This is a genomic window from Yoonia maritima, from assembly GCF_003003285.1.
Lineage (GTDB): Bacteria > Pseudomonadota > Alphaproteobacteria > Rhodobacterales > Rhodobacteraceae > Yoonia > Yoonia maritima.
The window spans coordinates 249,703-274,436 of record NZ_PVTP01000002.1; the positions used below are offsets into that span (position 1 = coordinate 249,703).

27 protein-coding genes are annotated in these 24,734 nt (G+C 53.5%); 13 read left to right on the forward strand and 14 right to left on the reverse strand.

Translation table 11 applies throughout. The features are described from left to right. Positions 1-2: 2 nt before the first annotated feature. The 5 genes from CLV80_RS03790 to CLV80_RS03810 all read right to left on the reverse strand — a co-directional run bounded on the left by CLV80_RS03790 (position 3) and on the right by CLV80_RS03810 (position 6,207). Positions 3-1,679 carry an ABC transporter ATP-binding protein gene (locus CLV80_RS03790; RefSeq protein ID WP_106354982.1) on the reverse strand — a complete coding sequence of 559 codons (1,677 nt, stop codon included), beginning with the start codon at positions 1,677-1,679 and terminating at the stop codon, positions 3-5. Positions 1,680-1,683: 4 nt separating this feature from the next. Next, a complete protein-coding gene (locus CLV80_RS03795) occupies positions 1,684-2,757 on the reverse strand; it encodes an ABC transporter permease (RefSeq protein WP_106354984.1) in 1,074 nt (357 codons plus the stop codon). A gap of 75 nt (positions 2,758-2,832) precedes the next feature. Then, positions 2,833-4,203 (reverse strand): CmpA/NrtA family ABC transporter substrate-binding protein, encoded by a 1,371-nt coding sequence (locus CLV80_RS03800; RefSeq protein ID WP_106354986.1) that lies wholly within the window; start codon positions 4,201-4,203, stop codon positions 2,833-2,835. Positions 4,204-4,450: 247 nt separating this feature from the next. Continuing rightward, a complete protein-coding gene (locus CLV80_RS03805) occupies positions 4,451-5,626 on the reverse strand; it encodes a CmpA/NrtA family ABC transporter substrate-binding protein (RefSeq protein ID WP_106354988.1) in 1,176 nt (391 codons plus the stop codon). Beyond that, on the reverse strand, positions 5,623-6,207 hold the full coding sequence (locus tag CLV80_RS03810) for an ANTAR domain-containing response regulator (RefSeq protein ID WP_106354990.1): 585 nt from the start codon (positions 6,205-6,207) through the stop codon (positions 5,623-5,625). Before CLV80_RS03810 ends, CLV80_RS03805 begins: the two co-directional genes overlap by 4 nt. 348 nt (positions 6,208-6,555) lie before the next feature. Here CLV80_RS03810 and CLV80_RS03815 point away from each other — a divergent pair, with 348 nt between their 5' ends. Then, complete coding sequence (locus CLV80_RS03815; RefSeq protein WP_106354992.1) at positions 6,556-7,539, forward strand: hypothetical protein; 984 nt, start codon at positions 6,556-6,558, stop codon at positions 7,537-7,539. A 26-nt stretch (positions 7,540-7,565) separates the two neighbouring features. Here CLV80_RS03815 and CLV80_RS03820 read toward each other — a convergent pair whose 3' ends face one another. Beyond that, positions 7,566-8,327: a glycosyltransferase family 25 protein gene (locus CLV80_RS03820; RefSeq protein WP_106354994.1), complete on the reverse strand. Its 762-nt coding sequence runs from the start codon at positions 8,325-8,327 to the stop codon at positions 7,566-7,568. Next, positions 8,309-9,337: an N-acetylneuraminate synthase family protein gene (locus CLV80_RS03825; RefSeq protein ID WP_106354996.1), complete on the reverse strand. Its 1,029-nt coding sequence runs from the start codon at positions 9,335-9,337 to the stop codon at positions 8,309-8,311. Before CLV80_RS03825 ends, CLV80_RS03820 begins: the two co-directional genes overlap by 19 nt. Before the next feature lie 106 nt (positions 9,338-9,443). Between CLV80_RS03825 and CLV80_RS03830 the strand changes: the two genes are divergently transcribed. Beyond that, on the forward strand, positions 9,444-10,175 hold the full coding sequence (locus CLV80_RS03830; protein ID WP_243394402.1) for a phosphatase domain-containing protein: 732 nt from the start codon (positions 9,444-9,446) through the stop codon (positions 10,173-10,175). Between the two features lie 31 nt (positions 10,176-10,206). Here CLV80_RS03830 and CLV80_RS03835 read toward each other — a convergent pair whose 3' ends face one another. Together CLV80_RS03835 and metG are read right to left on the reverse strand one after the other, a co-directional pair. After that, on the reverse strand, positions 10,207-10,923 hold the full coding sequence (locus CLV80_RS03835) for an acylneuraminate cytidylyltransferase family protein (protein ID WP_106354999.1): 717 nt from the start codon (positions 10,921-10,923) through the stop codon (positions 10,207-10,209). A gap of 10 nt (positions 10,924-10,933) precedes the next feature. Beyond that, positions 10,934-12,646, reverse strand: a complete 1,713-nt coding sequence (gene metG / locus CLV80_RS03840; RefSeq protein WP_106355002.1) for a methionine--tRNA ligase — start codon at positions 12,644-12,646, stop codon at positions 10,934-10,936. A 132-nt stretch (positions 12,647-12,778) separates the two neighbouring features. Here metG and CLV80_RS03845 point away from each other — a divergent pair, with 132 nt between their 5' ends. Continuing rightward, positions 12,779-13,243, forward strand: coding sequence for a hypothetical protein (locus CLV80_RS03845; RefSeq protein WP_106355003.1), 465 nt, complete (start codon positions 12,779-12,781; stop codon positions 13,241-13,243). A 41-nt stretch (positions 13,244-13,284) separates the two neighbouring features. Here CLV80_RS03845 and CLV80_RS03850 read toward each other — a convergent pair whose 3' ends face one another. Next, on the reverse strand, positions 13,285-14,034 hold the full coding sequence (locus CLV80_RS03850; protein ID WP_106355005.1) for an SDR family NAD(P)-dependent oxidoreductase: 750 nt from the start codon (positions 14,032-14,034) through the stop codon (positions 13,285-13,287). Positions 14,035-14,207: 173 nt separating this feature from the next. On the opposite strand from CLV80_RS03850, the gene CLV80_RS03855 reads away from it, so the two are divergent. After that, on the forward strand, positions 14,208-15,251 hold the full coding sequence (locus CLV80_RS03855; RefSeq protein ID WP_106355007.1) for an aldo/keto reductase: 1,044 nt from the start codon (positions 14,208-14,210) through the stop codon (positions 15,249-15,251). 35 nt (positions 15,252-15,286) lie between these two features. On the opposite strand, the gene CLV80_RS03860 is transcribed toward CLV80_RS03855, so the two are convergent. Then, positions 15,287-15,730 (reverse strand): GNAT family N-acetyltransferase, encoded by a 444-nt coding sequence (locus CLV80_RS03860; RefSeq protein WP_106355009.1) that lies wholly within the window; start codon positions 15,728-15,730, stop codon positions 15,287-15,289. 258 nt (positions 15,731-15,988) lie between these two features. Between CLV80_RS03860 and bcoG the strand changes: the two genes are divergently transcribed. From bcoG to CLV80_RS03890, 5 genes are read left to right on the forward strand one after another with little or no spacing between them, the layout of a single operon-like run. Further along, entirely contained in the window at positions 15,989-16,903 is a 915-nt protein-coding gene (gene bcoG / locus CLV80_RS03870) for a 3-dehydrocarnitine:acetyl-CoA trimethylamine transferase BcoG (RefSeq protein WP_106355014.1), read from the forward strand. After that, a complete protein-coding gene (locus CLV80_RS03875; RefSeq protein ID WP_106355016.1) occupies positions 16,900-17,415 on the forward strand; it encodes a lipocalin family protein in 516 nt (171 codons plus the stop codon). The genes bcoG and CLV80_RS03875 overlap by 4 nt, the downstream gene beginning before the upstream one ends. Continuing rightward, a complete protein-coding gene (locus CLV80_RS03880; protein WP_106355018.1) occupies positions 17,412-17,657 on the forward strand; it encodes a hypothetical protein in 246 nt (81 codons plus the stop codon). The genes CLV80_RS03875 and CLV80_RS03880 overlap by 4 nt, the downstream gene beginning before the upstream one ends. 6 nt (positions 17,658-17,663) lie before the next feature. After that, the gene (locus CLV80_RS03885) at positions 17,664-19,121 is read left to right on the forward strand and encodes a carnitine 3-dehydrogenase (protein ID WP_106355019.1); all 1,458 of its coding nucleotides are present in this window, start codon (positions 17,664-17,666) and stop codon (positions 19,119-19,121) included. Between the two features lie 6 nt (positions 19,122-19,127). Beyond that, on the forward strand, positions 19,128-20,030 hold the full coding sequence (locus CLV80_RS03890) for a DMT family transporter (RefSeq protein ID WP_106355021.1): 903 nt from the start codon (positions 19,128-19,130) through the stop codon (positions 20,028-20,030). Here the strand turns inward: CLV80_RS03890 and CLV80_RS03895 are convergent. Both CLV80_RS03895 and CLV80_RS03900 read right to left on the reverse strand, forming a co-directional pair. Continuing rightward, positions 20,027-20,704: an NUDIX hydrolase gene (locus CLV80_RS03895; RefSeq protein ID WP_106355023.1), complete on the reverse strand. Its 678-nt coding sequence runs from the start codon at positions 20,702-20,704 to the stop codon at positions 20,027-20,029. The genes CLV80_RS03890 and CLV80_RS03895 overlap by 4 nt on opposite strands. Before the next feature lie 16 nt (positions 20,705-20,720). Beyond that, positions 20,721-21,107 (reverse strand): DUF983 domain-containing protein, encoded by a 387-nt coding sequence (locus tag CLV80_RS03900; protein WP_106355025.1) that lies wholly within the window; start codon positions 21,105-21,107, stop codon positions 20,721-20,723. 196 nt (positions 21,108-21,303) lie between these two features. Here CLV80_RS03900 and CLV80_RS03905 point away from each other — a divergent pair, with 196 nt between their 5' ends. The 4 genes from CLV80_RS03905 (at position 21,304) to CLV80_RS03920 (ending at position 23,299) form a co-directional block, all read left to right on the forward strand. Then, positions 21,304-21,801: an EF-hand domain-containing protein gene (locus CLV80_RS03905; RefSeq protein WP_106355027.1), complete on the forward strand. Its 498-nt coding sequence runs from the start codon at positions 21,304-21,306 to the stop codon at positions 21,799-21,801. 74 nt (positions 21,802-21,875) lie between these two features. After that, positions 21,876-22,463 (forward strand): RNA polymerase sigma factor, encoded by a 588-nt coding sequence (locus tag CLV80_RS03910; RefSeq protein WP_106355361.1) that lies wholly within the window; start codon positions 21,876-21,878, stop codon positions 22,461-22,463. Continuing rightward, positions 22,450-22,806 carry a hypothetical protein gene (locus tag CLV80_RS03915; protein ID WP_106355029.1) on the forward strand — a complete coding sequence of 119 codons (357 nt, stop codon included), beginning with the start codon at positions 22,450-22,452 and terminating at the stop codon, positions 22,804-22,806. Before CLV80_RS03910 ends, CLV80_RS03915 begins: the two co-directional genes overlap by 14 nt. Continuing rightward, a complete protein-coding gene (locus CLV80_RS03920; RefSeq protein WP_106355031.1) occupies positions 22,799-23,299 on the forward strand; it encodes a periplasmic heavy metal sensor in 501 nt (166 codons plus the stop codon). Before CLV80_RS03915 ends, CLV80_RS03920 begins: the two co-directional genes overlap by 8 nt. Here CLV80_RS03920 and CLV80_RS03925 read toward each other — a convergent pair. After that, entirely contained in the window at positions 23,288-24,679 is a 1,392-nt protein-coding gene (locus tag CLV80_RS03925) for a diguanylate cyclase (protein ID WP_106355033.1), read from the reverse strand. The genes CLV80_RS03920 and CLV80_RS03925 overlap by 12 nt on opposite strands. Positions 24,680-24,734 lie beyond the last annotated feature (55 nt).

Sequence of the window (24,734 nt, forward strand, 5' to 3'; positions counted from 1 at the left end):
GTTTACTCCGCTGCTATCGATTGTGGCTTTGGTTTCGGCTTGGCGCCGTGTTCGTATTCCTCAAGGAAATCCAGAACCTCTTGGCGGTAGGTGTAGTAATCAGGGTGTTCGAGAAGCGCCTTGCGTGTCCGTGGGCGCGGCAGGTTCACGTCGGTGATTTTACCGATGGTTGCCTGTGGGCCGTTGGTCATCATCACCACGCGATCAGCAAGCAAAATCGCCTCGTCCACGTCGTGGGTCACGCAGATCGCGGTGACCTTGGTGCGCGACCAGACTTCCATCAATACTTCTTGCAGTTCCCAACGGGTCAGGCTGTCGAGCATCCCGAATGGTTCATCCAACAGCAGCAGTTTGGGCGACAAAGCAAAGGCGCGGGCGATGCCGACACGTTGCTTCATGCCGTTTGACATGCTGACGGCAGATTTATCCATGCTGTCGGCAAGTCCAACGCGTTCAAGATAGTATTCAACGACGTCTTGGCGTTCTGCTTGGGATGCTTTGGGGTAGACCTTGTCCACACCAATCGCGACGTTTTCCTTGGCTGTGAGCCAAGGGAATAGATTTGGCGATTGGAACACTACGGCGCGTTCTGGGTCGGCACCTTGCACGTCCCAACCATCAAGACGGATCGCACCCTTTGAAATCGGGTTCAGACCTGCGGCCATTGTCAAAACGGTAGATTTACCACAGCCCGAATGCCCGATGAGGCTGATAAATTCACCCTTGTTTACTTTTAGGTCAAAGTCTTCGACCACCGTCAGGGGACCCTTTGGGGTGGGGTAGATTTTATGCAGCTTCGAGAACGTCAAGAAACCTTCGTCGCGGACGCTTTCTTGGGCTTTGGCAACAGCGGCTGGCACACCATGGATCGGCGTGACATCGGGCAAAAGGCGTGTGCCTTCGACCTTGGACGCGATGCCTTTGTCCATCAGGTATTTCGTGACTGACGCACGCAGTTTCTTAAAACCATCGTGGTTGTTCATCTCGGTCCGGTCACGGGGGCGCGGGATATCGACGCTGAATTCATCGCCCAATGTGCCATCTGGGTTTAGCGCGATGATCCGGTCGGCCAGAACAATGGCTTCGTCCACGTCATTGGTGATCAGAACGCAGGTCTTTTTGTCGGCTTCCCAGATGTGTTCGATTTCGTCAGCAAGGTTCGCACGTGTCAGCGCATCAAGTGCGGACAGTGGTTCATCTAGCAGCAGAACCTCTGGGTTCATGGCCAGCGCCCGTGCGACGTTTACTCGTTGGCGCATACCGCCGGACAATTCAGCCGGGCGGCGCTGCATGGCGTGGCTAAGGCCAACCATCTTAACGTAATGCGCGACTTTTTGTGTTTTCTCTGCCTTTGGCATGTTCGGAAACACGCTGTCCAAGGCAAGCTGCACATTGCCGCTCACTGTCAGCCAGGGCATCAGCGAATAGTTCTGAAAAATCACGCCGCGTTCAGGGCCGGGGCCCGCGATGGGCGTGTCTTTGAATGTGACGCTGCCGGATGTTGGCTGTTCCAGTCCAGCCATCAGGTTGATCAATGTGGTTTTCCCGGTGCCGGAAAAACCAAGGAGGACCAGAAATTCGCCCTCTTTCACTTCGAGGTTGATGTTCTTTAGGACGTCAGACTTATGCAGTCCTTCGCCAAAGCTTTTTGAGACGTTGTCGAACTTGAGAATGCTCATGATCTTACCGCTGCTCTGTGAAGGTGAACATGGATTGGAGGGCGTACATGACCCGGTCGAGCATGAACCCGATGATCCCGATGGTCAGAACTGCAACCATGATTTTGGCAAGCGACTGTGACGAACCGTTTTGGAATTCATCCCAAACGAATTTGCCAAGGCCGGGGTTTTGCGCCAGCATTTCAGCGGCAATCAGCACCATCCAGCCAACACCCAGTGACAGGCGAAGACCCGTAAAGATCAGCGGCAGCGCCGAAGGCAGTACCAGCTTGGTGATCTTGGTGTAGGTGTTCATTTTCAGGACCTTGGAAACCGACACGAGGTCTTTGTCGATGCTTGCCACGCCCAATGCTGTGTTGATCAGCGTTGGCCACAGTGAACAAAGGGTCACGGTGATCGCGGAAACAAGGAAGGATTTTGAGAACATGCCGTCGTTGGTCGCATAGACGGCTGAGACAACCATCGTCACAATCGGCAACCAAGCGAGTGGTGAAACAGGTTTAAAGATCTGGATCATTGGGTTGATTGCGGCGTTCGCCGTCGGGCTAAGGCCCGCCATGATCCCCAGTGGGATCGCAACGATGGACGCAATCAAGAAACCAAAGAAGACCGTTTTGATCGAGGTCCAGATTTGGTCGTAATATGTTGGTTTGCCCGTGTACGGGCGGTCGCGCACTTTGTCGGTGTCACCGTTGGCGATGTGTTCAGCGTTGCGCGCGTCTTGACGCTCAAAGAATGCGACTTCTTTTTCGCCTTCTCGGATCGCATCAGCATGCAGGTTTTTCGCTTGTTCCAAGACCTCAACCGGCCCGGGGATCGCGCCAAGGGATGTTTGCACCTTGGGTGCGAGCGTGCCCCAAGCGACAAGGAAAATACCAATCGCGAGGATCGGCACACCCAACAGGCGCCAGATTTCGGAAAACTGTGCGCGTGGGTTATCGCCTGCGACGGCTTTGAGAATGGGTGTTACCCATGACAGGCCCAAAACTTGGAACCATGCGTCTGCCTTGTTGATCCTTGTGAACAGGCGCGCGCGGCGTGCCTCTGCGTCAAGGGTATCTGGGTCGATTGCGGTCATGATGCTGTTGTCCTGTGGTCTGTTAGGGCAAGTGGGGGTGCCCCACCCCAAGGCGGGGTAGGGCGTTATGTTGCGTTAGCCTTGGATTTCGTTACCGACGATGATCTGCTCGCCTTTCAGGCCGATTGGCAGGCTGTCGAGATAGGCGTTTGGTGTGCGGCCATCGTAGGCAATGCCGTCGATGATATCCTCGGCGGGTGTTGGTGCTTTGAAGCCGTCGCTGTCCCATGGGAAGTCAGCCTCGTCCGCCAGACCTTCGTCGACCAGTAGGCGTGCTGCTTGGAGGTAGATGTCAGGACGGTAGACGTCTTGGGCAGTCTCAACGAACCATTCGTCGGTCTTAGGCTCGGCGATTTGCCCCCAGCGACGCATCTGTGTCAGATACCAGATAGCGTCTGAATAGAACGGGTAAGTCGCGTTGTAGCGGAAGAACACGTTGAAATCAGGCACTTCGCGAACGTCGCCTTTTTCATATTCAAACGTACCAGTCATCGAGTTTGCGATCACTTCGGCATCTGCGCCGACGTATTCAGAGCGCGCCAGAATTTCCACGGCTTCTTCGCGGTTGGCGTTGTCGTTTTCATCCAGCCAGATAGCCGCCCGGATCAGCGCCTTGGTCAGAGCCAATGTGGTGTTCGGGTTCTCTTCTGCGAATTCGGCTGACAGGCCGAACACTTTTTCAGGGTTGTTCTTCCAAAGCTCATAATCGGTAATCACTGGAACACCGATGCCTTTGAATACGGCCGCTTGGTTCCATGGCTCACCAACGCAGTAACCAAAGATTGTACCCGCTTCGAGAGTGGCCGGCATCTGTGGAGGAGGTGTCACAGACAGCAGCACGTCAGCGCCAATCTGGCCGCTGATGTCGTCAGTCGAATAATAACCCGGCTCTAGCCCACCAGCGGCAAGCCAGTAACGCAGTTCATAGTTGTGCGTAGAAACGGGGAAAACCATGCCCATGTTGAATGGGATACCTTGGTCTTTGTAGTCCTCAACAACGGGTGCCAAAGCGCTCGCGCTGATTGGGTGCTGTGGGCGACCGTCGTCCATCAGGGGCACGTTTGGTTTCATCTGTTCCCAGATTTCGTTGGAAACGGTAATACCGTTGCCGTTCAAATCCATCGAAAACGGTGTGATGATATGTGCTTCGGTGCCGAAACCGATTGTCGCGGCTAATGGTTGACCTGCAAGCATATGCGCGCCGTCTAGCTGGCCGTCGATGACACCATCTAGCAGAACCTTCCAGTTTGCTTGCGCCTCGAGTGTGACAAACAGGCCTTCGTCCTCAAAGTAGCCGTTTTCATATGCGACCGCCAAGGGTGCCATATCAGTCAACTTGATAAAGCCAAACGTCAGGTCCTCTTTTTCGAGGTCAAGCGTCTGACCAATAGCAGTGGTGCCAAGAAGAACGCTGGCTGTCAGCGCAAATGGGAGGGTCTTTAGCATTTTTGCGGTCCTTTCTAAGTATCGCATAATGAAAAAAGCCGCTCGATAAATCTACGCAGGGAGGATTGCGCAGAGGTATCGAGCGGCTTTGCTCAAATTAATTTGTCGCCAATCGGTGGAGACATTTAAAAGACGCCATTGTCTTTGTTGGGGTCCATCATGGCCTTTGTGCCGGGGGATTCAAGCTGATGTCAGTGGCGGAACTGCGCATAATGCTGCGGTACAGCATTTGCACAATTTTTCATCGCTATTGGGTGTCGAAGTCGAATATCGCGCCATCAAAGAATGCATCAGGTCCCAGAATCATTTGTCCTGTCGTTGATGAAACAGCGGTCGATACGCGTAGCGCGCCTTCGACTTTTACGGATGCACCGGGCATGTCGATTCCAATCGGGCCAAGATATTCACGGTATAAATCGCTGCGAAAACAAGCCATCCCGCGACGCACTGCGTCTTGGTGATCCAGTCCACCCCAGGCTGCAATCCGTTCCGCGATCCAAGCCGCCTGACTGCGCCAAGGAAAATTGCCCGCATTTTTTTGGAAGAATAAAAAATGGTCAGGGCTGATCGGCGGCGTGCCTTTTCGGCGAACAATCTGGCCTGAAATCGCGGGATCAATCGCTTCGTGTGGCAGGTCAATATGCTGGCTGCGTGCCAAGATTTCGACCGCGAGCGGCTTATTGGTCGGCTGATCAAGCCAGCGCGTCGCGCGGTAGATGGCGCGTACTAAGCCACGGCTGGCGTCAGGGTGCTGTTCGACCCAATCATGGGTTGCGCCCAATACTTTCTCAGGTGCGAATTGCCAAATGGCCGACCCTGGAAGGATCAGTTCAGCGACGCCCTGTTGAACAGCCGCGGTGCCCCAAGGTTCGCCCACGCAAAACATATCGAGCATCCCATTTGCGACGGCATCGGCCATGCGAGGCGGCGGGACGGTGATGATTTCGACGCGGTTGCTTCTGAATGAAGGATGCGCGGATAACCAGTGTTCCAACAGCATGCGGTGCATCGAAAAAGGAAAGGGGATACCGATCCGGATGGTTTTTCGTTTTGAACCAAACAATGCCGTTGCGGCAGGCGCGGGGCTTGAAAAATCAGCGGTCCAGCCTGTTTTCTCCATATCTCTTGCAAGGCTTTGTGACACCCCGATCACGGTGCCATTCACGGATAGGACCATCAGCGCATCGACTGCTGTGGGCATGCCGCTTTGCCCTAATGTCATGGCGAGTGGCATCGGTGATAGCATATGTGCCGCATCAATCTGGCCAAGTGCCAAAAGGTCACGCAATGCGGACCAAGATGGCTGTCGGATCAGTTGCAGGTCGATACCTTCATCATGTGCAAACTGCAGCTCTCGGGCGATAATCAATGGCGCTGCGTCTATCAGTGGAAGAAAGCCGCATTTTACTTCGTGTATTGTCATCCCAATAAATCCGCAGCTGTAACAAGCGCATGGGCGACATCGATGACCTTGCGGCCTTGGTCCATCGCAGTTTTACGTAGCAGGCTGTATGCGTCTTCTTCATTTATATTGCGCGCGTTCATCAACAGCCCCTTGGCGCGATCAATCGTTTTGCGGTCCGTCAGTGCCTGTTTTGCGGCGTCAAGTTCACGGCGCATTTGTTCGATCATTTTGAAGCGCGCGATTGCGGTTTCCAAAACTGGCTTAATGCGGTTTTTTTGCAGTCCGTCTACAACATAGGCGCTTAGACCCGCAGTGATCGCCGCCTGTGTGAGATCCGCATCTGATCTGTCCACGAACATTGCGACAGGGCGCGCCTTGGCATGCGATATTGTCCCAATATGTTCCAACGTATCCCGATCCGGGTGGGCGATGTCGATCAGCACAATATCTGGGTCGATCTCTGTCAGCTTAGGGGCAAGCGACGAAATGTCAGAGACGATAAATACGTTACCCCAACCACCGTCTTTTAACGCGTCAATAATATCTTGCGCGCGCGCGGCGTCAGGTTCAACAACCAAAATTTTCAAGGCGACATCCATGATGCGACGGCTAACATCTAGGTTGCCGATAGGTAAGCGACCGCGTGGGTTTGCAACGGGTTAAGTGAGTGATGTGTCGGTGTTGATTAATCGCTGTGCGTTTTGGTTGTTTATTGGGCTTCAGGGTGAGCGGAATATGTGCCGTGTGTGTCGCATTCCGAATTTTATTTAGGGGGTTTCATTCGCTCGCGAAACGATCCGGCGGAAAGATAGCTTCAATTTCAGGGTGTTGCGGGATGAATGGCCAACGGGCAGCATTTGCGCTAAGCTACTGATGAGAAAGATTATTGATCTGGGTTTCTATTGTGGATAGCCACGTTCAAACTCTGCTATTAGGAACAGGCGTTAATGCTTCACCGGTCTAAGAAAAACCTATTTGTTGTACTGAACCCGTTTCAGCTGATGTGCGCACAAGAGGCACGTGAGAAATTCTGTCGAGGTGAAGATAATTATTTGGTGATAATCGATCGATGTGGTTCGGATACGCCAGAGTATCGTCAAAAGAACGCGGCGTTGGATACCGGTTGGAGTCTCGTCACAAGGCACCGCGAACCGAAGAATAAGGGGGCGATGAGAATTCCTGCTCGACTTTGGAATACGCTGCGCATTCGGATGAAAATGGCGCGCGCGACCGGAAAGGTATTTCTTGGCGACCCGTACTTGAAGTGGTTTCGAATGTTAGGGCGTATGTTTGGTGATGAAGTTATTTGGCTTGATGATGGCGCGGCTTCTATTTTCGTTATACCTCACTTCTTGTCTAAAGGGTGTTTGAATGAGCCGAATGAAACCACGCCCAAATACTTCTCAGTTTTCTCTAACCCAAAGATTGAGGCACAGACCTGTGGAGCCATTATGCGCAATGATTTCGCATTGCTGCGCCAGAGTCGGCATCCAAATCAGGTTATGGCAAACAAACAGGCATTCTTTATCGGCCAGTGGCTTAGCGAAAAGGGGGGAGTAGACCAGGACGCGGAGCTCAAAGTTCTTTCTATGGCGGTCGAGTCGTTGAGCGACTGGAAGATCACATATGTCCCACACCGTCACGAGAGCGACGAGAAATTGGCGAAGATAGCGAAACTTATGCCAATTCAGCGGTTTGAAAAGTCCATCGAAGCAACAATGCTAAGCAACGAAGTACTGCCACAGTTATTTGTTTCATGGTATTCGACGGCGCTGTTCACGTTGGGGCAAATGGTTCCTGAATGTGAGCGTATCTCAATCCAAGTTCCGTTATCGGCTGCAACTGAAAAACAAAAAGCGGAGTGGTCGCTTGTTTACGAGGCTTTGCGCGACGATGACGTCGAAATCCGAGACTACGGCTCTTTGATTTAGCTTTGATATGATTGGTAGAGGGGAGGTTACTTCGAAAGATACCTTGCCTTATCGATTAGATTTTTCCAGCGCAGAGAATAGGTGCGAAGTCGTCTCCAAGGCGGGAATTTCTCGACATTTCCAAAGCTCTGGCCTGTAATCGTGCTGTCGTTATTGTCACTGACGTGACTAGGGAAGGGGGTCAGCGCTAAATGTCTTATTTCGTGAAATTTGGGTCTGTCGATCTCATGGTCGATTGGCCGTGTTATTGGTAGCATTTGCGGTAAAATCCGTGCAGCGGTCTCTGCGTGGATTAGATATGCTCCCATACCGGTGAATGGCCCGATGTATGACTGTATATACATTTCCCCGATGCGCGCTTTTTTGGCGGGGAACTTTGCTCTGATATAATTGAGCTTTAGAATGTCCCAAGCTTCCTTGTGCTCAAGTGCCAAATCAACGGCGGATCGAAAGTTCGGGTGAAAAACGACATCATCTTCTAGTATCAGGCCAACTCGTGCACCGGTTTCAATAAGCTGTTCCCAAACTTTGAGATGAGAATGGTAACAACCTATTTCTCCGGGCATAACTTTGCGCCCCACGTTTTTTTCAAACGCTTCAATGTCGATGGAAGGTACAAGATCTTCCCAGCATTGCTTGCCATTTATCGCGTCAAATTTATGGTAGCTGATACCGAGTTCGCCTAAACGCTCCTGCATATTAGCCATCCTATCCTGAGAGGACGGCAAATTTATTAGCCAAACAGGTATATCTGTCAAACCCAATGGCATCACAGTAAGTCGGCCCATTTGAGTTGCGTATTCCGCGTGACGGCATGGTTTAGCGTTTTGCCGACGACTTTATCAAAATCGTATCCAGCGATTTCACCAGATCCAGGACGACGGGCCCATATGTCAGCTTCGGTGATAACGTGCCCAGCTGGTAAATCTCGGTCTGCAACAACGCTGGCACGAGCAAAGCGGTAAACGTCTTCTTCGGCGCTTGTGCGTTGTTTTGGGTTCATCAGGGCCGTATGAATTTCGCGGGACCGATCAATGATATGACGTAGTTCTGACGGATCCATCGAGTTAATAATATCCGGGCCCTTGCGATAACGGCTATCGGTGTAGTGGCGTTCTAAAATGCATGCGCCAAGTGCGACCGAGGCCAGTGCCATTTCTGGCCCAATGGAATGGTCCGAAAATCCGACAATGGCATTGGGGAATGCGTCTTTAAGGTCTGTTACACCTTGTAGTGACACAATTTCCGGGGGCGATGGATATAGGTTGGTACACTCTAAAAGCGCATATTCGATACCGGCATCTTCGAGAATTTGAACAGATGCACGAACGCTTTCAATGCTCTGCATGCCCGTAGACATGATCACAGGTTTGCCCATGCAGGCGATGTGACGAATTAACGGAAGATTATCTGCCTCGCCCGATCCAATTTTGAACGCAGGCACGTCGAGTTCGTTCAGAAAATCGGCGGCGGCACGGCTGAAAGGGGTCGAAACCCAAATCATACCGAGGCTTTCGGTGTATTCCTTTAGCGCCTTTTCATCTTCGAGCGAGAGAGCGCAAGCAGACATCACATCCCAGATCGACACATCAGCGTTTGGCGGAAAAATTTGCTTTGCTTCTTCCGTCATCTCGTCTTCGATGATGTGGGTTTGATGCTTGATCATTTCGCAGCCAGCGCCAGCAGCAAGACGCACCATTTCCTTGGCAACTTCAAGGTCACCACCATGGTTAATACCGATTTCGGCAATCACCAACGGCGGGTGCTCTGGACCAATTTTACGACCTGCGATTTCCATATGTGTGCTCCTGCGCGTTTTGTTAATGTGGTTCTAAGGTCTTTGACGCGGCGGAGCAATTGCAGTGTGAGCATTGCAATGGTTCGGTACATGGTCCAAGTGAGAAATGATTGATAAAGTAGGGCCTGTGATGATCCGTCGGATACTAAAGAAACTCGAGAAAAAAGAGCAGAAGCTGCGTCAATCATTTGGGCATGACATTACCGACCCGAAAGAACGTAAGCGGTCGCAATTTCATTTCAATTGGCTTGATCACGGCGTGCTCCGTTTACGTTGGCACAATTTTGAAGAATTTGCGCCGGGAGCATATCGCTCGAACCACCCGAATCATGCACGGTTCGAAGCCTATGCCGCGATGGGGATCAAGTCTGTCTTAAACCTGCGTGGTGTCGCTCAACAGCCGCATTACTTGTTCGAAGTCGAAAGCTGTCAGAAATTGGGTTTAACCTTGGTGAACTCACAGATGGCGGCGCGGCGGGCTCCATCGGTCAAAGAGCTTACATCGTTGATTAGCGCCTTTGAAACCATCGAACGGCCATTTTTGTTGCATTGTAAATCAGGTGCCGACCGTACTGGGTTGGCGGCCGCAATTTATCTCATGATGTTTGCAGGCGCGCCATTAAGTGTCGCGCAAAAACAGCTTAGCTTTCGGTTTTTGCACATCCGTAAAACGCATACCGGAATTTTGGACCATTTCTTGGATGTTTATGCCGCGCGAACCGCACAATCGCCCATCGCGATCGACGAGTGGATTACGACTGAATACGATCCAGAAGAGTTAACAAAAAGCTTTGCGGAAAAGCAGTCGACGTTGCGATTTTGGCAGGGCTGGCGTTAAGTAGCGGCGAAAGAATTTTGCTAAATTCTTTCTATTTTGCCTCCGCACGCAGTCCGTCAGAAATTTGTTTGCCCATCAAGTATTCGATCACGTCCCAGTCAAACGGGCTATCGACGTCAAGGCTACGTTCATTGGGTACGATGAGCGGGATCACGTGGCCTTCGAATAGGCGGGTCGCCGTGCGCAGGTACGAAGGTTTTACTACATAAACCAACCCAACGTGGTCGTAGACCATCGGCGCTTGTTGGCGGGCAACCACGCCGTGGGGCAGGGGTTTCGATACATGTAGCCCACCGGTTTCGTCGGTTTCTAACATATTGAAATAGGGGTTCTTGCGGCTTTCGCAGCAGGACATGACCATATCGGGCTGTTCTTTGAAGAACAGGTCGAGCCCAGCATCGACATCCTCGGGAAGGCGCAGGGGGGATGTGCAATCCAGATCAAGGAATGCATCTGCAGGGCCGGTTTGCTTTTCTACCTCAAGCAGTGCGTGCTGCCAGACGTCCCATTTGGCGGCTGTATCGGTGGCGAGATGCGCAGGGCGCAAGCCGATATCCAGTGCACCGCGCTTCAGCCCGTGTTCGTACATTTTGGGGCAATCAGTGGACACGACAGCATGGTCCACCCGGTCATTTTCGAACAACTGGTCCAGCGCCCAATCGATCAGGGGCTTGCCGTGTAGATCGCGAAAATTCTTGCCCGGGACGCCCTTGCTGCCCGCACGTGCACCGATGTGACCAATGATCATTGTCGTCCCCTTAGTCGCGTGTGCCAGCGAAGCGTTCTGCCCATTCTTCGCGTTCTTCGTCGGTGATTTTACGGAATAGGTTTTCCGGTACCGTGAACGCATGACCAGCAGGCAGCGTTTCCAGCGCCGCTGCTACATCTGTAGGCCAGCTGTCATCGTCTGTCTGCATCGCGGCGATCATCGTCGCAGCAGCGTCAGGAATGAATGGCGCCGACAAGACTGCGTAAATCCGGATCAGGTTTAACGCGAGGCGGATTTGCATCGCGGCGGTTTCTGGATCGGTCTTAAACGTCGTCCAAGGCGCGTTGAATTGTAGGTATTCATTGCCCAACACCCAAATCGCACGTAGCTCGGCCGCCGCTTTGCGGACTTCGGTGGCTTCCATATGGGTTTCGTATGCGCGGATACGTATCGTGAGGTCGGCGATTAGCTGTTCTTCTGCGGGGCCGTATGTGCCACCCGCGGGAACGTCCTCAGAAAACTTTGACCGGCAAAACTTTGTCACGCGGCTAACAAAGTTGCCCAGGACATCGGCAAGGTCTTTGTTAGTGTCCGTTTGGAACGTTTCCCACGTGAATTCAGCGTCAGACGATTCTGGAGCATGCGACAAAAGCCACCAACGCCAGTAGTCTGAAGGCAGCAGTTCAAGCGCTTGGTCCATGAACACGCCGCGTCCACGCGAAGTGCTGAATTGGCCGCCATCATAGTTCAGATAGTTGAATGATTTGATGTAATCGACCAGCTTCCAAGGCTCTTGTGTGCCTTTGATCGTCGCTGGGAACGATAGTGTGTGGAAGGGTACGTTATCTTTGCCCATGAACTGGGTGTAGGTGACGTCTTCAGCACCTTTGTCGGTGCGCCACCAGCGTTCCCAGTCGGTGCCTTTACCCGCGTCTTCCCATTCTTGGGCGCAGGCGATGTATTCGATGGGCGCGTCGAACCAGACGTAGAACACTTTGCCTTCCATGCCGGGCCATTCGGCATCGCCTCGTTTGACGGGTACGCCCCAATCCAGATCGCGGGTGATGCCGCGGTCTTGCAGGCCGTCGCCATCGTTGAGCCATTTCTTGGCGATGGATGTCGTCAGGATGGGCCAGTCTGCTTTGCTGTCGATCCAAGCGGCCAAGTCATCCTTTAGCTCTGACTGACACAGATACAGGTGTTTTGTCTCGCGAACCTCAAGATCGGTTGAGCCTGAAATCGTGGAATGCGCGTCAATCAGGTCGGTCGGGTCAAGCTGTTTGGTGCAGTTGTCGCATTGGTCGCCACGGGCTGATTCAAATCCACAGTTAGGGCAGGTGCCTTCGATATAGCGGTCGGGTAGGAAACGACCGTCAGCGATGGAATAGACCTGTTCTTCGGTGACTTCACGGATCAACCCCATATCGGCCAGGCGGCCTGCAAATGCTTGGGTCAGTTTTTGGTTTTGCGGGCTGGATGAACGACCAAAGTGATCAAACGAAAGGCGAAAGCCCTCTGCGATTTTGGCCTGCACGTCGTGCATTTCGGCGCAGTATTCGGCGACAGGCTTGCCAGCCTTGGCTGCAGCTAGTTCAGCAGGGGTCCCGTGTTCATCGGTCGCGCATAGGAACAAAACTTCGTTACCACGTGCGCGCATGTAGCGTGCAAACAGGTCAGCAGGCAGTTGGCTGCCCACAAGGTTACCAAGGTGTTTAATCCCGTTGATATAGGGGATTGCGGACGTAATGAGGTGACGGGCCATCGTGGTTTTCCTATCAATTTGCGCCTATCTAACGGGGTAATGCGTTAGATGCCAGATGTAGTAGGCATCTACTGGCGTTGAACGTTTTGCGACGATACGATGCACATAGAAAAATCAAAATTGGGACTAACCATGAAAACAATCATATTAGGCGCAGCATTTGCTGCATTAGCAGGCGCTGCCAGCGCACAAAATTTCTACGCTGGCGCGGCACTTGATTATGCATACCCGCATTCTGGTGACACGCAAACACTTGGGTCGCTTATTGGCGGCGTTGGTTTTGGGCAAGGTCTATACGGCTACGGAGCAGAGGTCGAAGTCGGCGGTCACGCAGGCGGTGATGCAGATTATGGCACCCAGCGTTTGCGCGCATGGGGCTCTTACGATCTTGGGACAGTTTCTGCGCGCGTCGCTGGTGGCATCACCGAGTATGACCTGCAAAGCGGCAGTGCTGACGGATATAACTTAGGTGTTGGTGTGGAGACCGGGTTTACGGACCGCGTAACACTGCGTGCCGAATTCATTCGAGACTTTATGGACGATAATTCAACTGCGGCCGTTACAACAACGCGTATCGGTGCATTCTACAACTTTTAAACGGTGAGGCCTGGCCCGATATCGGGATCAGGCCTTTTCATTTACTGCGCCGTGTATCCGCCATCGACCAGATGATAGCTGCCTGTGATAAAACTTGCGTCTTCTGACAGTAAGAACAAGGTCAGTTTGGCAACCTCTTCTGGTGTCCCTAGACGCTTGGTCGCGTGCTGGCTGGCAAGATAGGCCATTGTGTCTGAATCCAGATTTTCATCCAGTAATGGTGTTTTGATAAATCCAGGCCCTACAGAGTTGATGCGGATACCTTTGTCACCGTATTCTAGGGCGGCAGATTTGGTCATGCCCACAATGCCGTGTTTCGCTGCCACATAGGCACCTGAGTTCGCGATCCCTACTGAACCTAGCACTGACGCGATGTTCACAATTGAGCCGCCCCCGCTTGTTTCGATCATCTTTGGAATACCATAGCGAATACCGTAGAAGACGCCGGTCAGATTCACGTCAATAACTTTTTGCCAGCTTTCAATTGGGTATTCACCCAATGGTGCGGCCGCTCCGCCAACACCGGCATTGTTGACCAGCATATCGAGTGTCCCGCCAAACTCAGCTGCGGCTTGAACCATGTCGGCAACGTCTTCAGCTTTTGAGGTGTCGACCTTAAACGCTCTGGCGTTTTCACCCAAATTTGCGGCCAGTTCTTCGGCGTGGTCCATATTCAGGTCCGCGATCAGCACCTTTGCACCAGCGGCTACAAGTTCTTCGACGATAGCCTTGCCGATCCCGGAACCTCCACCGGTTACGATTGCTGTTTTACCATTGAAATCATAGGCCATTTTGAACTTCCTTTCGAAAATGTCTGTACAATTGATCTAATTACCAGAGCCCCGAAGGAGTAGGCCGCTGGCGCGCATTATCTGTGTGTATATGCACAATTCTAGTGCAGGGGTTGCGTTGATGAAATGGGGCATTAGTTTTAGCCTAACGCTCTCTAATCAGGATAGATTTTATGAAGACCCTCCCACTTGGCCGCACAGGTATCGAGGTCACTGAATGGTGCCTTGGAACGATGACATACGGCAACCAAACCCCAGAAGATGACGCACACAACCAGATCGATATGGCGTTAGATGCTGGGATCAATTTTCTGGATACGGCAGAGGCCTATCCCGTGAACCCGATCAAAGCCGAGACCGTCGGCCTGTCTGAAGAAATCGTCGGCAACTGGCTAGCCAAGACCGGTCGCCGTGATGACGTCATTATTGCGACCAAAGTTTCCGGAAATAATCCGGGCTGGGTCCGTGATGGTAAAGGCTTTGACGCTGGCAATATTCGCGAAACGACAGAAGCATCACTGAAGCGTTTGAAGACAGACGTTATCGACCTTTACCAACTGCATTGGCCTGATCGTGGGTCGTATATGTTCCGCCAAAACTGGACCTTTGATCCGTCAGGCCAAAACCGTCAAAAGACGCTTGACCATATGATGGGCGTGCTGACCACGCTGGGTGATTTGGTGAAAGAAGGCAAAATTCGCGCTGTTGGTACATCGAACGAATCCGCATGGGGTATGACCAAATGGGTTGATCTGGCCGAAGAGGCTGGTCTTCCGCGTATGGCTGCTGTGCAGAACGAATATTCCCTGCTTTGCCGTCTGTACGATACGGACATGGCTGAGATGTCAGTGAACGAAGATGTGACGCTTTTGGCGTTCTCTCCGCTCGCATGTGGGTTGCTGACTGGGAAGTACCAAAACGGCGCATTGCCTGAAGGTAGCCGTATGGCAATCAACGGCGACCTTGGCGGCCGCAAATCAGACCGAGTGTTTGAAGTGACCCAAGCCTATCTTGATCTGGCCGCGAAACACGGTGTCGATCCGGTGCATATGTCGATGGCATGGCAACGTACACGTCCGTTCCCCGTTTCCGCAATCTTCGGCGCGACCACGTGTGCGCAGTTGGAGCAAATCTTGGGTGGCAAGGACGTTGTATTGAGCGATGAGTTGGTTGCTGAGATCGACCAAGTGCATAGAGCGCACCCAATGCCCTATTAAGTAAGGTGGATCGGGATCCACCCTACGGGGTGGGGCTAAAGCGCGATTTGAAATCTTGGGCCGGGAAGCGTTGTGATCTCGGCCCAACCCATTGTCCGGTAGGCGGCCGCAGCGCCGGGGTTATCGGGGACGGTGCCAATTGTTAGCCTGGTCGCGCCGTGAGCCTGAGCATGCTCTTTGGCCGCTGCGACAAGGCGCCGACCAACGCCGCGCCCCCGCATTTCTTCGGTCACGTACAAATGCAAGATATCGACGCTATCGCCGTCGTTCATAGGCCGCCAATGTGTGACCAGTGCGGCATAGCCGACGGCCTGTTCGCCCTTGCGTGCGATCAACCCTACAAGTGGCCCGTCAATGAATTTCGTTTGGGTCTCTGCAAGCCCGCGCGTACAGGTGTCGCCGTGGAACGCACAAAGCTTGCTGATCATACCCAGAAGCTCTGGGATGTCTTTTGGTGTGACTTGATTAATTTCTATCATTGGAATTGTCCTTTGCGTTTGCCGCAAGGACACAAGAATAACCTGAACACCCTTGCGGGCATGTCGGTGTCTTTGGTGTCAGGAAAGAACCGGCCGCCGCGATATGGGGCCGGTAAAATAAACTGCTGCGATGTGCATACAATTGATCATGCCGCAGACCTGCCAGATGCCAGGATGGTCTGTCAAGAATTCCGCCTTGTGGCACTGGCATTTTTCAGTGAGTGTCGCGGCAAGTTGATCTAACGACGAGAGTTCCCCATGCCACTTGCGATGAACCGCGAGGTGTTTATCACATGCGCCGTGACCGGATCGGGCGCGACCCAAGACCGTAGCCCAAATGTGCCGCGTTCACCGAAGCAGATTGCAGATAGCGCGATTGATGCCGCCAAAGCGGGCGCTGCCGTCGTTCATTGCCATGTACGTGATCCCGATACTGGCGCACCTTCGCGTCGCTTGGACCTGTACCGTGAAGTTACAGATCGCATCCGTGATGCAGAGGTCGATGTCGTCTTGAACCTGACCGCAGGGATGGGGGGCGATATTGTGTTTGGTGGCGTTGAGGCACCGTTTCCGACCGTACAGGGTACCGACATGATTGGCGCGACAGAACGCGTTGCCCATGTCGCCGAATGCTTGCCAGAGATTTGTACGCTTGATTGCGGCACGATGAACTTTGCCGAGGCTGACTATGTCATGACGAATACGCCGGGCATGTTGGTTGCGATGGGGCGGATGATGACTGAATTGGGTGTGAAGCCTGAAATCGAAGCCTTTGACACCGGGCATCTTTGGTATGCGAAACAGCTTGTCAAAGATGGTGTGTTGGACGGCCCTGCGCTGGTTCAGCTTTGTATGGGGGTGCCTTGGGGCGCGCCTGATGATCTGAACACTTTTATGGCAATGGTGAACAACGTGCCAGATGATTGGACATTTAGTGCCTTTGGGCTTGGGCGGTCGCAAATGCCCTATGTCGCGGCAAGCGTGCTGGCGGGCGGTAATGTGCGTGTGGGGTTAGAGGATAACCTGATGCTAGATCGCGGCGTTCTGGCGACAAACGCGCAGTTGGTCGAAAGGGCGGCTGGAACGATTGAAAACCTTGGCGCGCGGGTTATCGGCCCTGCAGAGGTACGTGCCAAACTTGGTCTAACCAAACGTGCACCGGTGACCGCATGAGAGTTTTATTCGCGATACTCCTGCTTGCTAGCTGTGCACCGATGGCTATCTACCGTGATGTCGAGGCACCGATTTCATCGAAAGCGCTGTTTGACCCAGCCCGCTATATCGGTGTGTGGCACGAGGTGGCGCGTTATCCCGTACCGTTTGAAAAGGACTGTGCGCGGGCCACAGCGGAATATGGCCTGCGGGATAACGGCACCTTGTCGGTGCTTAATATCTGCCGCAACGCGGATGGCTCCGAACGGTCACGCATCAACGGAAGTGCCGAAGTCGTTGGCCCCGGCCGCCTAGTGGTGCGTTTTGATGGCGTTCCGTTTGTCGCTGCCGATTACTGGGTTCTTTGGGTGGATGAAGGCTATCGCACGGCGGTTGTTGGCGCACCCAATGGCAAGTCGGGGTGGATTTTAAACCGTGATCCTGAAATACCCGCGGATAGGTTGCGCGCCGCGCGTGATGTTTTAGGATTTAACGGCTATGATCTTAGCCAGTTGATGGAGGTTTCCCCGTGAAGAAATTGATCTTGGGATGTGTTGTGTTTTTGTCCGCGTGTGAAACAGGCGGGTCAATGGGGGGAAGTGCCGGAATGCATGAATACCTTGTCATCGGAAACCGAATGACCTTTGAACAATGCCGCGCGCGTGGTGGTTTGATTATCCGTGACCACGGCAGCGCGATGGTGGCATGTGATCCATCGGTCCGTGGTGAACCTGTTCCGGCTGATGAATTTAATCACCCCTCTGCACAAGGCTAGTACTAAGTGACACAAACGGCAGCAATCATCGGCGGTGGCGTCATTGGCGGTGGTTGGGCCGCTCGGTTTTTGTTGATGGGCTGGGATGTACGGGTTTTTGACCCTAGTCCAGATGCCGCTCGGAAGATCGGCGAGGTCGTTGCCAACGCGCGTCGTTCTCTGCCGGGGTTGTCAGACGTTGCACTGCCGTCCGAAGGAAACCTGAGCTTTCACGACACGATGTCTGACGCTGTTCAGGGGGCATCGTGGATTCAAGAAAGCGTACCAGAACGGTTACCGCTTAAGCGCAAGGTTTATCAGGTGTTGCAGGAACATTGCGCCCATGACGCTGTGATCGGATCATCGACAAGTGGCTTTAAACCTAGCGAGTTGCATGGATGTGCCACACGGCCCGAACAGATCGTCGTCGCGCACCCCTTTAACCCGGTATATCTGCTGCCCTTGGTCGAACTGGTTCCCGGCGAAAAGACATCCCCCGCGGTTACCGTTAAAGCCAAAGAGATACTAACCGCCATCGGCATGCACCCGTTGCACATCAAGGCCGAGATCGACGCACATATTGCGGATCGCCTGCTAGAGGCTGTTTGGCGAGAGGCTCTTTGGTTGATCAACGATGGGATCGCCACGACCGAAGAAATAGACGATGCAATCCGCTATGGCTTTGGCCTGCGCTGGGCGCAGATGGGTCTGTTCGAAACCTACCGCATTGCCGGTGGCGAAGCGGGCATGCGCCATTTCATCGAACAGTTCGGCCCATGTCTAGAATGGCCTTGGACCAAGCTGATGGATGTGCCGGAACTGAATGATACTTTGATTGATAAGATCGCAGATCAGTCTGATGCGCAGTCGGGCGCCATGTCTATTCGCGAACTTGAACGCACCCGCGATGATAACTTGGTCACGATCCTGCGGGGACTAAAGGCGCAAGATTGGGGGGCAGGGGCGTTGCTGAATACCCAAGACCAGCGGATCGCAGGCAAGCCCGTCCTGCCCGATGACCTGAGCAAGCCAATCGTAACGGTTGAACGCGCCATTCCGCTGGATTGGACAGATTACAATGGCCACATGAATGAGGCACGGTATCTACAAGCCTTTGGCGATGCGTCTGATCGTATGATGCTGCTTGCTGGTGTCGACGCGGATTATATCGCGGGCGGTGCAAGTTATTTCACGGCGGAAACTCACATTCGGCACATCGACGAAGTGCATGCAGGCACTGTGATCCGTGTCGAGACCCAAGTGCTTTCGGGTTCTGGCAAAAAGATGCATCTGTTTCACCGGATGCTTGCTGGCGACCGCGAACTCGCGACAGGGGAACATATGCTGATCCACGTGAGCCTTGAAACGCGCCGTGCCTGTGAACCATCAGCAAAAGTATCTGCTGCGCTACAACAGGTCGCGACCGCACACGCCGCGTTGCCAAAACCGCATGGGGCAGGCAAATCGGTTGGGGTGAAAGGATAACCGTTCATGGAACTGTGGATTCCCATCACGCTGGCCGCAGCGACTGCGCAGGCGCTGCGATTTATGCTGCAAAAGCATTTGCGTGGTATGCAGCTATCGACGGCAGGCGCGACCTTTGCACGGTTTATCTATTCGTCACCGTTGGTCGTTCTAATTGCGATTATGTATGCGCGAACGAGTGGGCAGGGCGTTCCCCAAATCCCAGAGTCGTTTTGGCCCTATGCAATTGCTGGCGGTGCCTCGCAGATATTGGCGACCATGTGCGTTGTGGCGCTGTTTAGTCATCGAAACTTTGCTGTGGGGATCACGTTTAAGAAAACCGAAGTCTTGCTCAGTGCGCTGATCGGGTTTGTGATCCTTGGTGATGTCATTACGGGTTGGGCGATTGGTGCGATGATTATCGGCCTTGTCGGGGTGTTATTGCTTTCTGATCCACCCAATGCGATTGGGTCGTGGCATCAACGGATTTTTAATCGCGCGACGGCGCTGGGCCTTGGGGCAGGGGTGCTGTTTGGCGTGTCTGGAAACGGATACCGTGGTGCGTCACTGTCGTTGTTGGAAGGTGATGTATTCTACCGCGCGATTGTCACGCTCGCGATCGTAACCGCACTGCAAACCGCATCAATGGCGATTTGGTTGGTCTGGCGCGAACGCGGAGAGATCATGCGCGTGATACGGGCTTGGCGGGTTGCGGGGCTTGTCGGATTAACCAGCATGGTCGGGTCGATCTGTTGGTTCAACGCTTACACTTTGCAAACTGCGGCTTATGTGAATGCACTGGGGCAGATTGAACTGCTACTGTCGCTGGCGATTGGTGCATTCGCGTTTGGTGAAAAGATTAGCCGCCGGGAATGGCAGGGGATTATATTTCTTGCGGTCAGCATCGTGCTATTGGTTTTAGTTACTTAAAATAGGCTTCGATCGCCAAGACGGCTGACCAAACGTGCCTCATCATTGTTGCGAAAGAAGGGTACGTTCTTGGGGCGCACACCAGACGCGATTTGCGCGGTGAGCTCCGCCAATACGACCCGCGTTATAAACGGCAGATCAAAACTGCGCGCATCCATAAGCGGGACCCATTGCAAATGTGCGAGTTCGTCTTCGGCCCGGCTGAAATCATCAGGGTCCGTAACAAGTGTGGCAACATCTGTTAAAAAGAAGCGCGCGTCAAAACGTCGTGGCCGACCGGGCGGTGTAATGGCCCGAAAGAAAAACTGTAAAGCAGAACCATTTGGGTGATGGTCAGACCGCGCAAATCCACGCCACCCTTTTGGTGCATCTTTCCATGATGCAGGTGTGCCAAGGATCTGGCCGGTTTCTTCCCACAGTTCGCGAATTGCGGCTGCGGCAAGGGTGGTTGGCGCTAGATTACTGTCTTCGCGCAGTTGCGTATCGTCAATGTTGGACAGGGCAGTTATGGGGACGGTGGCATCGACAGGGTCAACCGCGCCACCCGGAAAAACGAACTTGCCCGGCATAAACGCTGCTGACGAACCGCGCTGTCCCATAAGAACGGATGGATTTTTCGTTGCGTCGCGTAACACAATAATCGTTGCTGCGTCGCGGACTGCTGATTTATCCATCGGATTCCTTTTTAAACTAATTTTGCCCGAACCCATGCATGCGGCGAGACCATTGAATTGCGACGATCATGCCCTTCAGTCGTGGCAAAAGAAAGAGCGACAATGCGACCGCACCAATTGTAAGTGTGGTGGCCATCACAATGGGTTCGGGTTGCCACAAGTTCCACATGAGGTGGATCGCAAAGCCAAGGATGTGTGCGACCAGAAGAATGGTTAAGTAAGCAGGACCATCGTCGGCACGGTGTTGGCTCAGGTCTTCTTCGCAGACAGGGCAGTTGTCGACGACTTTAAGGTATCCGTCAAACATATGTCCTTCGCCGCATTTGGGGCAACGACGGCGTAGACCGCGCAAAATTGCGGGTTTGCTTGGGCGTTCAGAAAGGAAAGTTTGGGCGTCTGACATGATGTGTCTCCGAGTTTCACTCATCTAGATGGCGTATTGGGGCCTTTTTTAAAAGGGGAATGGTGGTTGTTGCGGCGCCGTGTCGCGTGAACTGTAAAAGTTTTTTGCGTGTTGGCGACGGAAACCCAGCGCACCGGCGTTGAAGGAGGGTCTGCGGCAAACAATCGTCGCACATAACCTAAACTGAGGAATGACAATGAAAACTAAGATTTTGATGGCAGCACTTCTTTCAGGCGTCGTGATGACAGCAGGCGCAGTTACCGCACAACCCGTGCCGGAAAACATGCCTGAACGTCCCGACTTTGCTACGCTTGATACTGACAGCGATGGCACACTGACAATGGCCGAACTTGAAGCACGTGCAAACGCTCGATTTACGGATGCAGACGCTGATGCAGATGGCGCGCTTACCGCTGAAGAGTTGGTCGCGCAAGCAACTGCAAATGCAGAAGATCGCGTCGCGCGGATGATTGCGCGGTTGGACACCAACGATGATGGCATTTTGCAAATGGACGAAATGCAGCCTCGGGGCGGTGCCCGGTTTGAGCGCATGTTTGAACGCATGGACGCCGACAAAGACGGCGTGTTGAATGAGGAAGAGTTCGCGACAGCCCAAGAGCGCATGCAAGAGCGTGCGGGTGGTCGCCACGAACGCGGTCACGGTGGCGGACATGGCTCACGCGGTAAGCACTGACATGGTTTATGGCAGGGGGGCATCGCGCCCCTGCCATTTGCCAAGAATACAAAATATCGGTAGCACAAGAATTAATGAACGCGATGCCAGACCCCTTTGCGGGCGCCCCAGACGAGGCGCTGCTGATTGCATTTGCCAATGGCGATGCAGAGGCCGCGCGTGCGTTGACGGTCCGTCTTTTGCCAAGGGTGTTGGCACAGGCGACACGCATGCTGGCAAACACGGCAGAGGCCGAGGATGTCGCTCAAGAATCTATGATACGCCTGTGGAAACAGGCAACAGAATGGCGTCAGGGCGAGGCATTGGTCAGTACTTGGCTGTACCGTGTCACTGCGAACCTTTGCACGGATATTTTGCGCAAACGTCGCGGTGGTGTTTCGCTGGATCAAATTGCAGAACCAACCGATGGCGCGCCAAGTGTCGCGGATCAAATGCAAACAACGACGCGTATGCAGGCTTTGTCGGATGCGTTAGCAGCTTTGCCAGAACGGCAAGCGCAAGCTGTTGCGCTACGGCATCTAGAGGGGCTGTCCAACCCCGAGATCGCGCAGATTATGGACATTAGCGTGCGGTCAGTCGAAAGTTTGACTGCGCGGGGGAAACGCGCCTTGGCTGATATTATGGCAGGGCGGAAGGCTGAACTGGGGTATGATGATGATTGATCATAGTGACGACATGCTGGAAGACATTTTTGCGCAGGCACGTGCTGTTGCGCCGACCCCGTCTGATGATCTTATGGCGCGGGTGTTGGCGGGTGCTGTGTTGCCGACGCCGCCAGCGATCTCTGCGCCGCGAGCGAGCGTGGGCAAGCGTTTGCTCGACATGTTGGGTGGCTGGCCTGCAGTTAGTGGCTTGGTGACCGCAACTTTTGCGGGTGTCTGGATCGGCGTTGCGCCGCCCGCATCAATCCAAGACTACACCGCTGCCTACTTCGGTGATGAGGTCAGTGTGAGCATCTTTAACGACGACGCGGTATTCGCGACAGGAGATTTGACTGATGGCTGATGAACAAGCAAAAAACGGGCGCACCGTGCGTATCGTGCTGGTGGCATCGCTTGCGTTGAACCTTGCTGTGGCAGGGTTGGCGATCGGGTCTCTTGCGTCTGGACGTATAGGAGACGGGCCGCCGCGGAGCTTTGATTTGGGGCTTGGCCCGATTTCGCGCGCGCTAGAATCCGAGGACCGACGCCAAGTCGCGATTGCATTACGGCGTTCGCGACCAATGGCTGACTTCGACGTGCGGGGGCAGATTGCAAAGATGGTTTTGACGTTGCGCGCTGACCCGTTTGATCCAGATGCTCTACGGATTCTGATGGCGGAGCAAAGCCAGCACACAGAGCAGCTTCAGCACAATGCTCATAACGTGTTGATCAACCATTTCACGACAATGTCTGTCGATGAAAGGAACGCGTTTGCGGATCGGTTGGTTGCAGAACTTTCACATGTCCGCGAACGCGGAAATCGTGGTGACCGTGACGGCCGTAAATCACGCGACTGAGCATGCCATTGCAACTTGGTTGCGCCCGGCTGATTTGGCGACATAAAGCGCTGCGTCCGCTTCTTTGCAAATTGCGCTAGGACGACATTCTTGCTTTGTTTTTGTTGGGCTGACCGCGACGCCGACGGAAACTGTGACCGACAGCTTTGGGTGCGCTTCGCCGATGTCGAATGGTGCGCTGTTAACCAGTTGCCGCAGCCGGTTCGCGGTTGATTGTGCTTGGGCGGCGGTTGTACCAGGTAGCGCGATCAAGAATTCCTCTCCGCCGACACGGGCAACTAGATCAACAGCGCGAACATTGCCCTGAAGCCGTTTTGACAGTTGTTTCAGTACGCTATCACCGGCGGCATGGCCGTAGGTATCATTAATCATCTTAAAATGGTCGATATCAACCATCATTACCGCCATAACGTCGCCTGATATCTGTGCCTGATGTGCCATGCTTGCCAAGTGTGGGTCGACGTAGCGTCGGTTGAACAGACCAGTCAATGGATCGGTTACTGCAGCCTGCAACCCGTCACGGACGGTGTCGCGCAATCTGTCGTGAAGGCGTTTACGCTTGATAAGCGATTTGGCCCGCAGCGCGATTTCAGTTGTCGATACATCTGCAGGAATAACGTCATCTGCTCCAAGATCCAAAAACATTGCGGCCATTTCGTCGGCGTCTTTTGGAACGATAATCAGTTGCGTCGATTGTCGCGTTTCCGCGCGTGCGCGCAGGTCGGACACCAACCCAAAGAACCGCGTTTCTAGAAAGTCGGGGTCACTTGCGTCTACCACAAACAGGTCTGGTGTTGGGGGCAGCCGTCCCATGCGCAGTACCTTATCAGGATCAAGTGAACGAATAATATGACCCAACCCGTGGGTCAAAGATGCAAGTAACACACTATCTGGCGCGCCCGCAGCAGACAGCAAGGCTACATTTGCGGCGGTTTCAAATGTGGTGGCTGGCTCTTCGAAGCCAAGTGCGCTGCGGGTGCCATCGCGCAGTTGTAATTCTTGATGCGTGCTATGGACTCGCAACAGGCTGCGGATGCGGGCGAGCAGCAACGCGTCATTCGTTGGTCGCGGCAGGACATCATCTGCGCCTGCGTCAAGTGCTGCAAATCTTGCAGTTGCGGTCTCTGCAACGCCCATGGCGATGATTGCGACGCTTTGTGTGCCGGGCGATGCCCGCAGTGATTTGCAAAAATCATGCAGTTCTGTCGCTGGTTCACCAAGGCTGACAAGGATCAGATCAGGACGGTTATCTTGAATGCTGGCTTCAGCCTCTTTGCGGTTAGCGCAGACATCCACCCGAAATTGCGCCGCCAGCATTTTAACCTTCATGACGATCCGATTGGTGGCGACGGTATCAACGATCAATATACGTCCGGGCATTCTGCTATCCTCCACGAGGTTTCCCCCATTTCATTCAGACAATTTGAATGACATT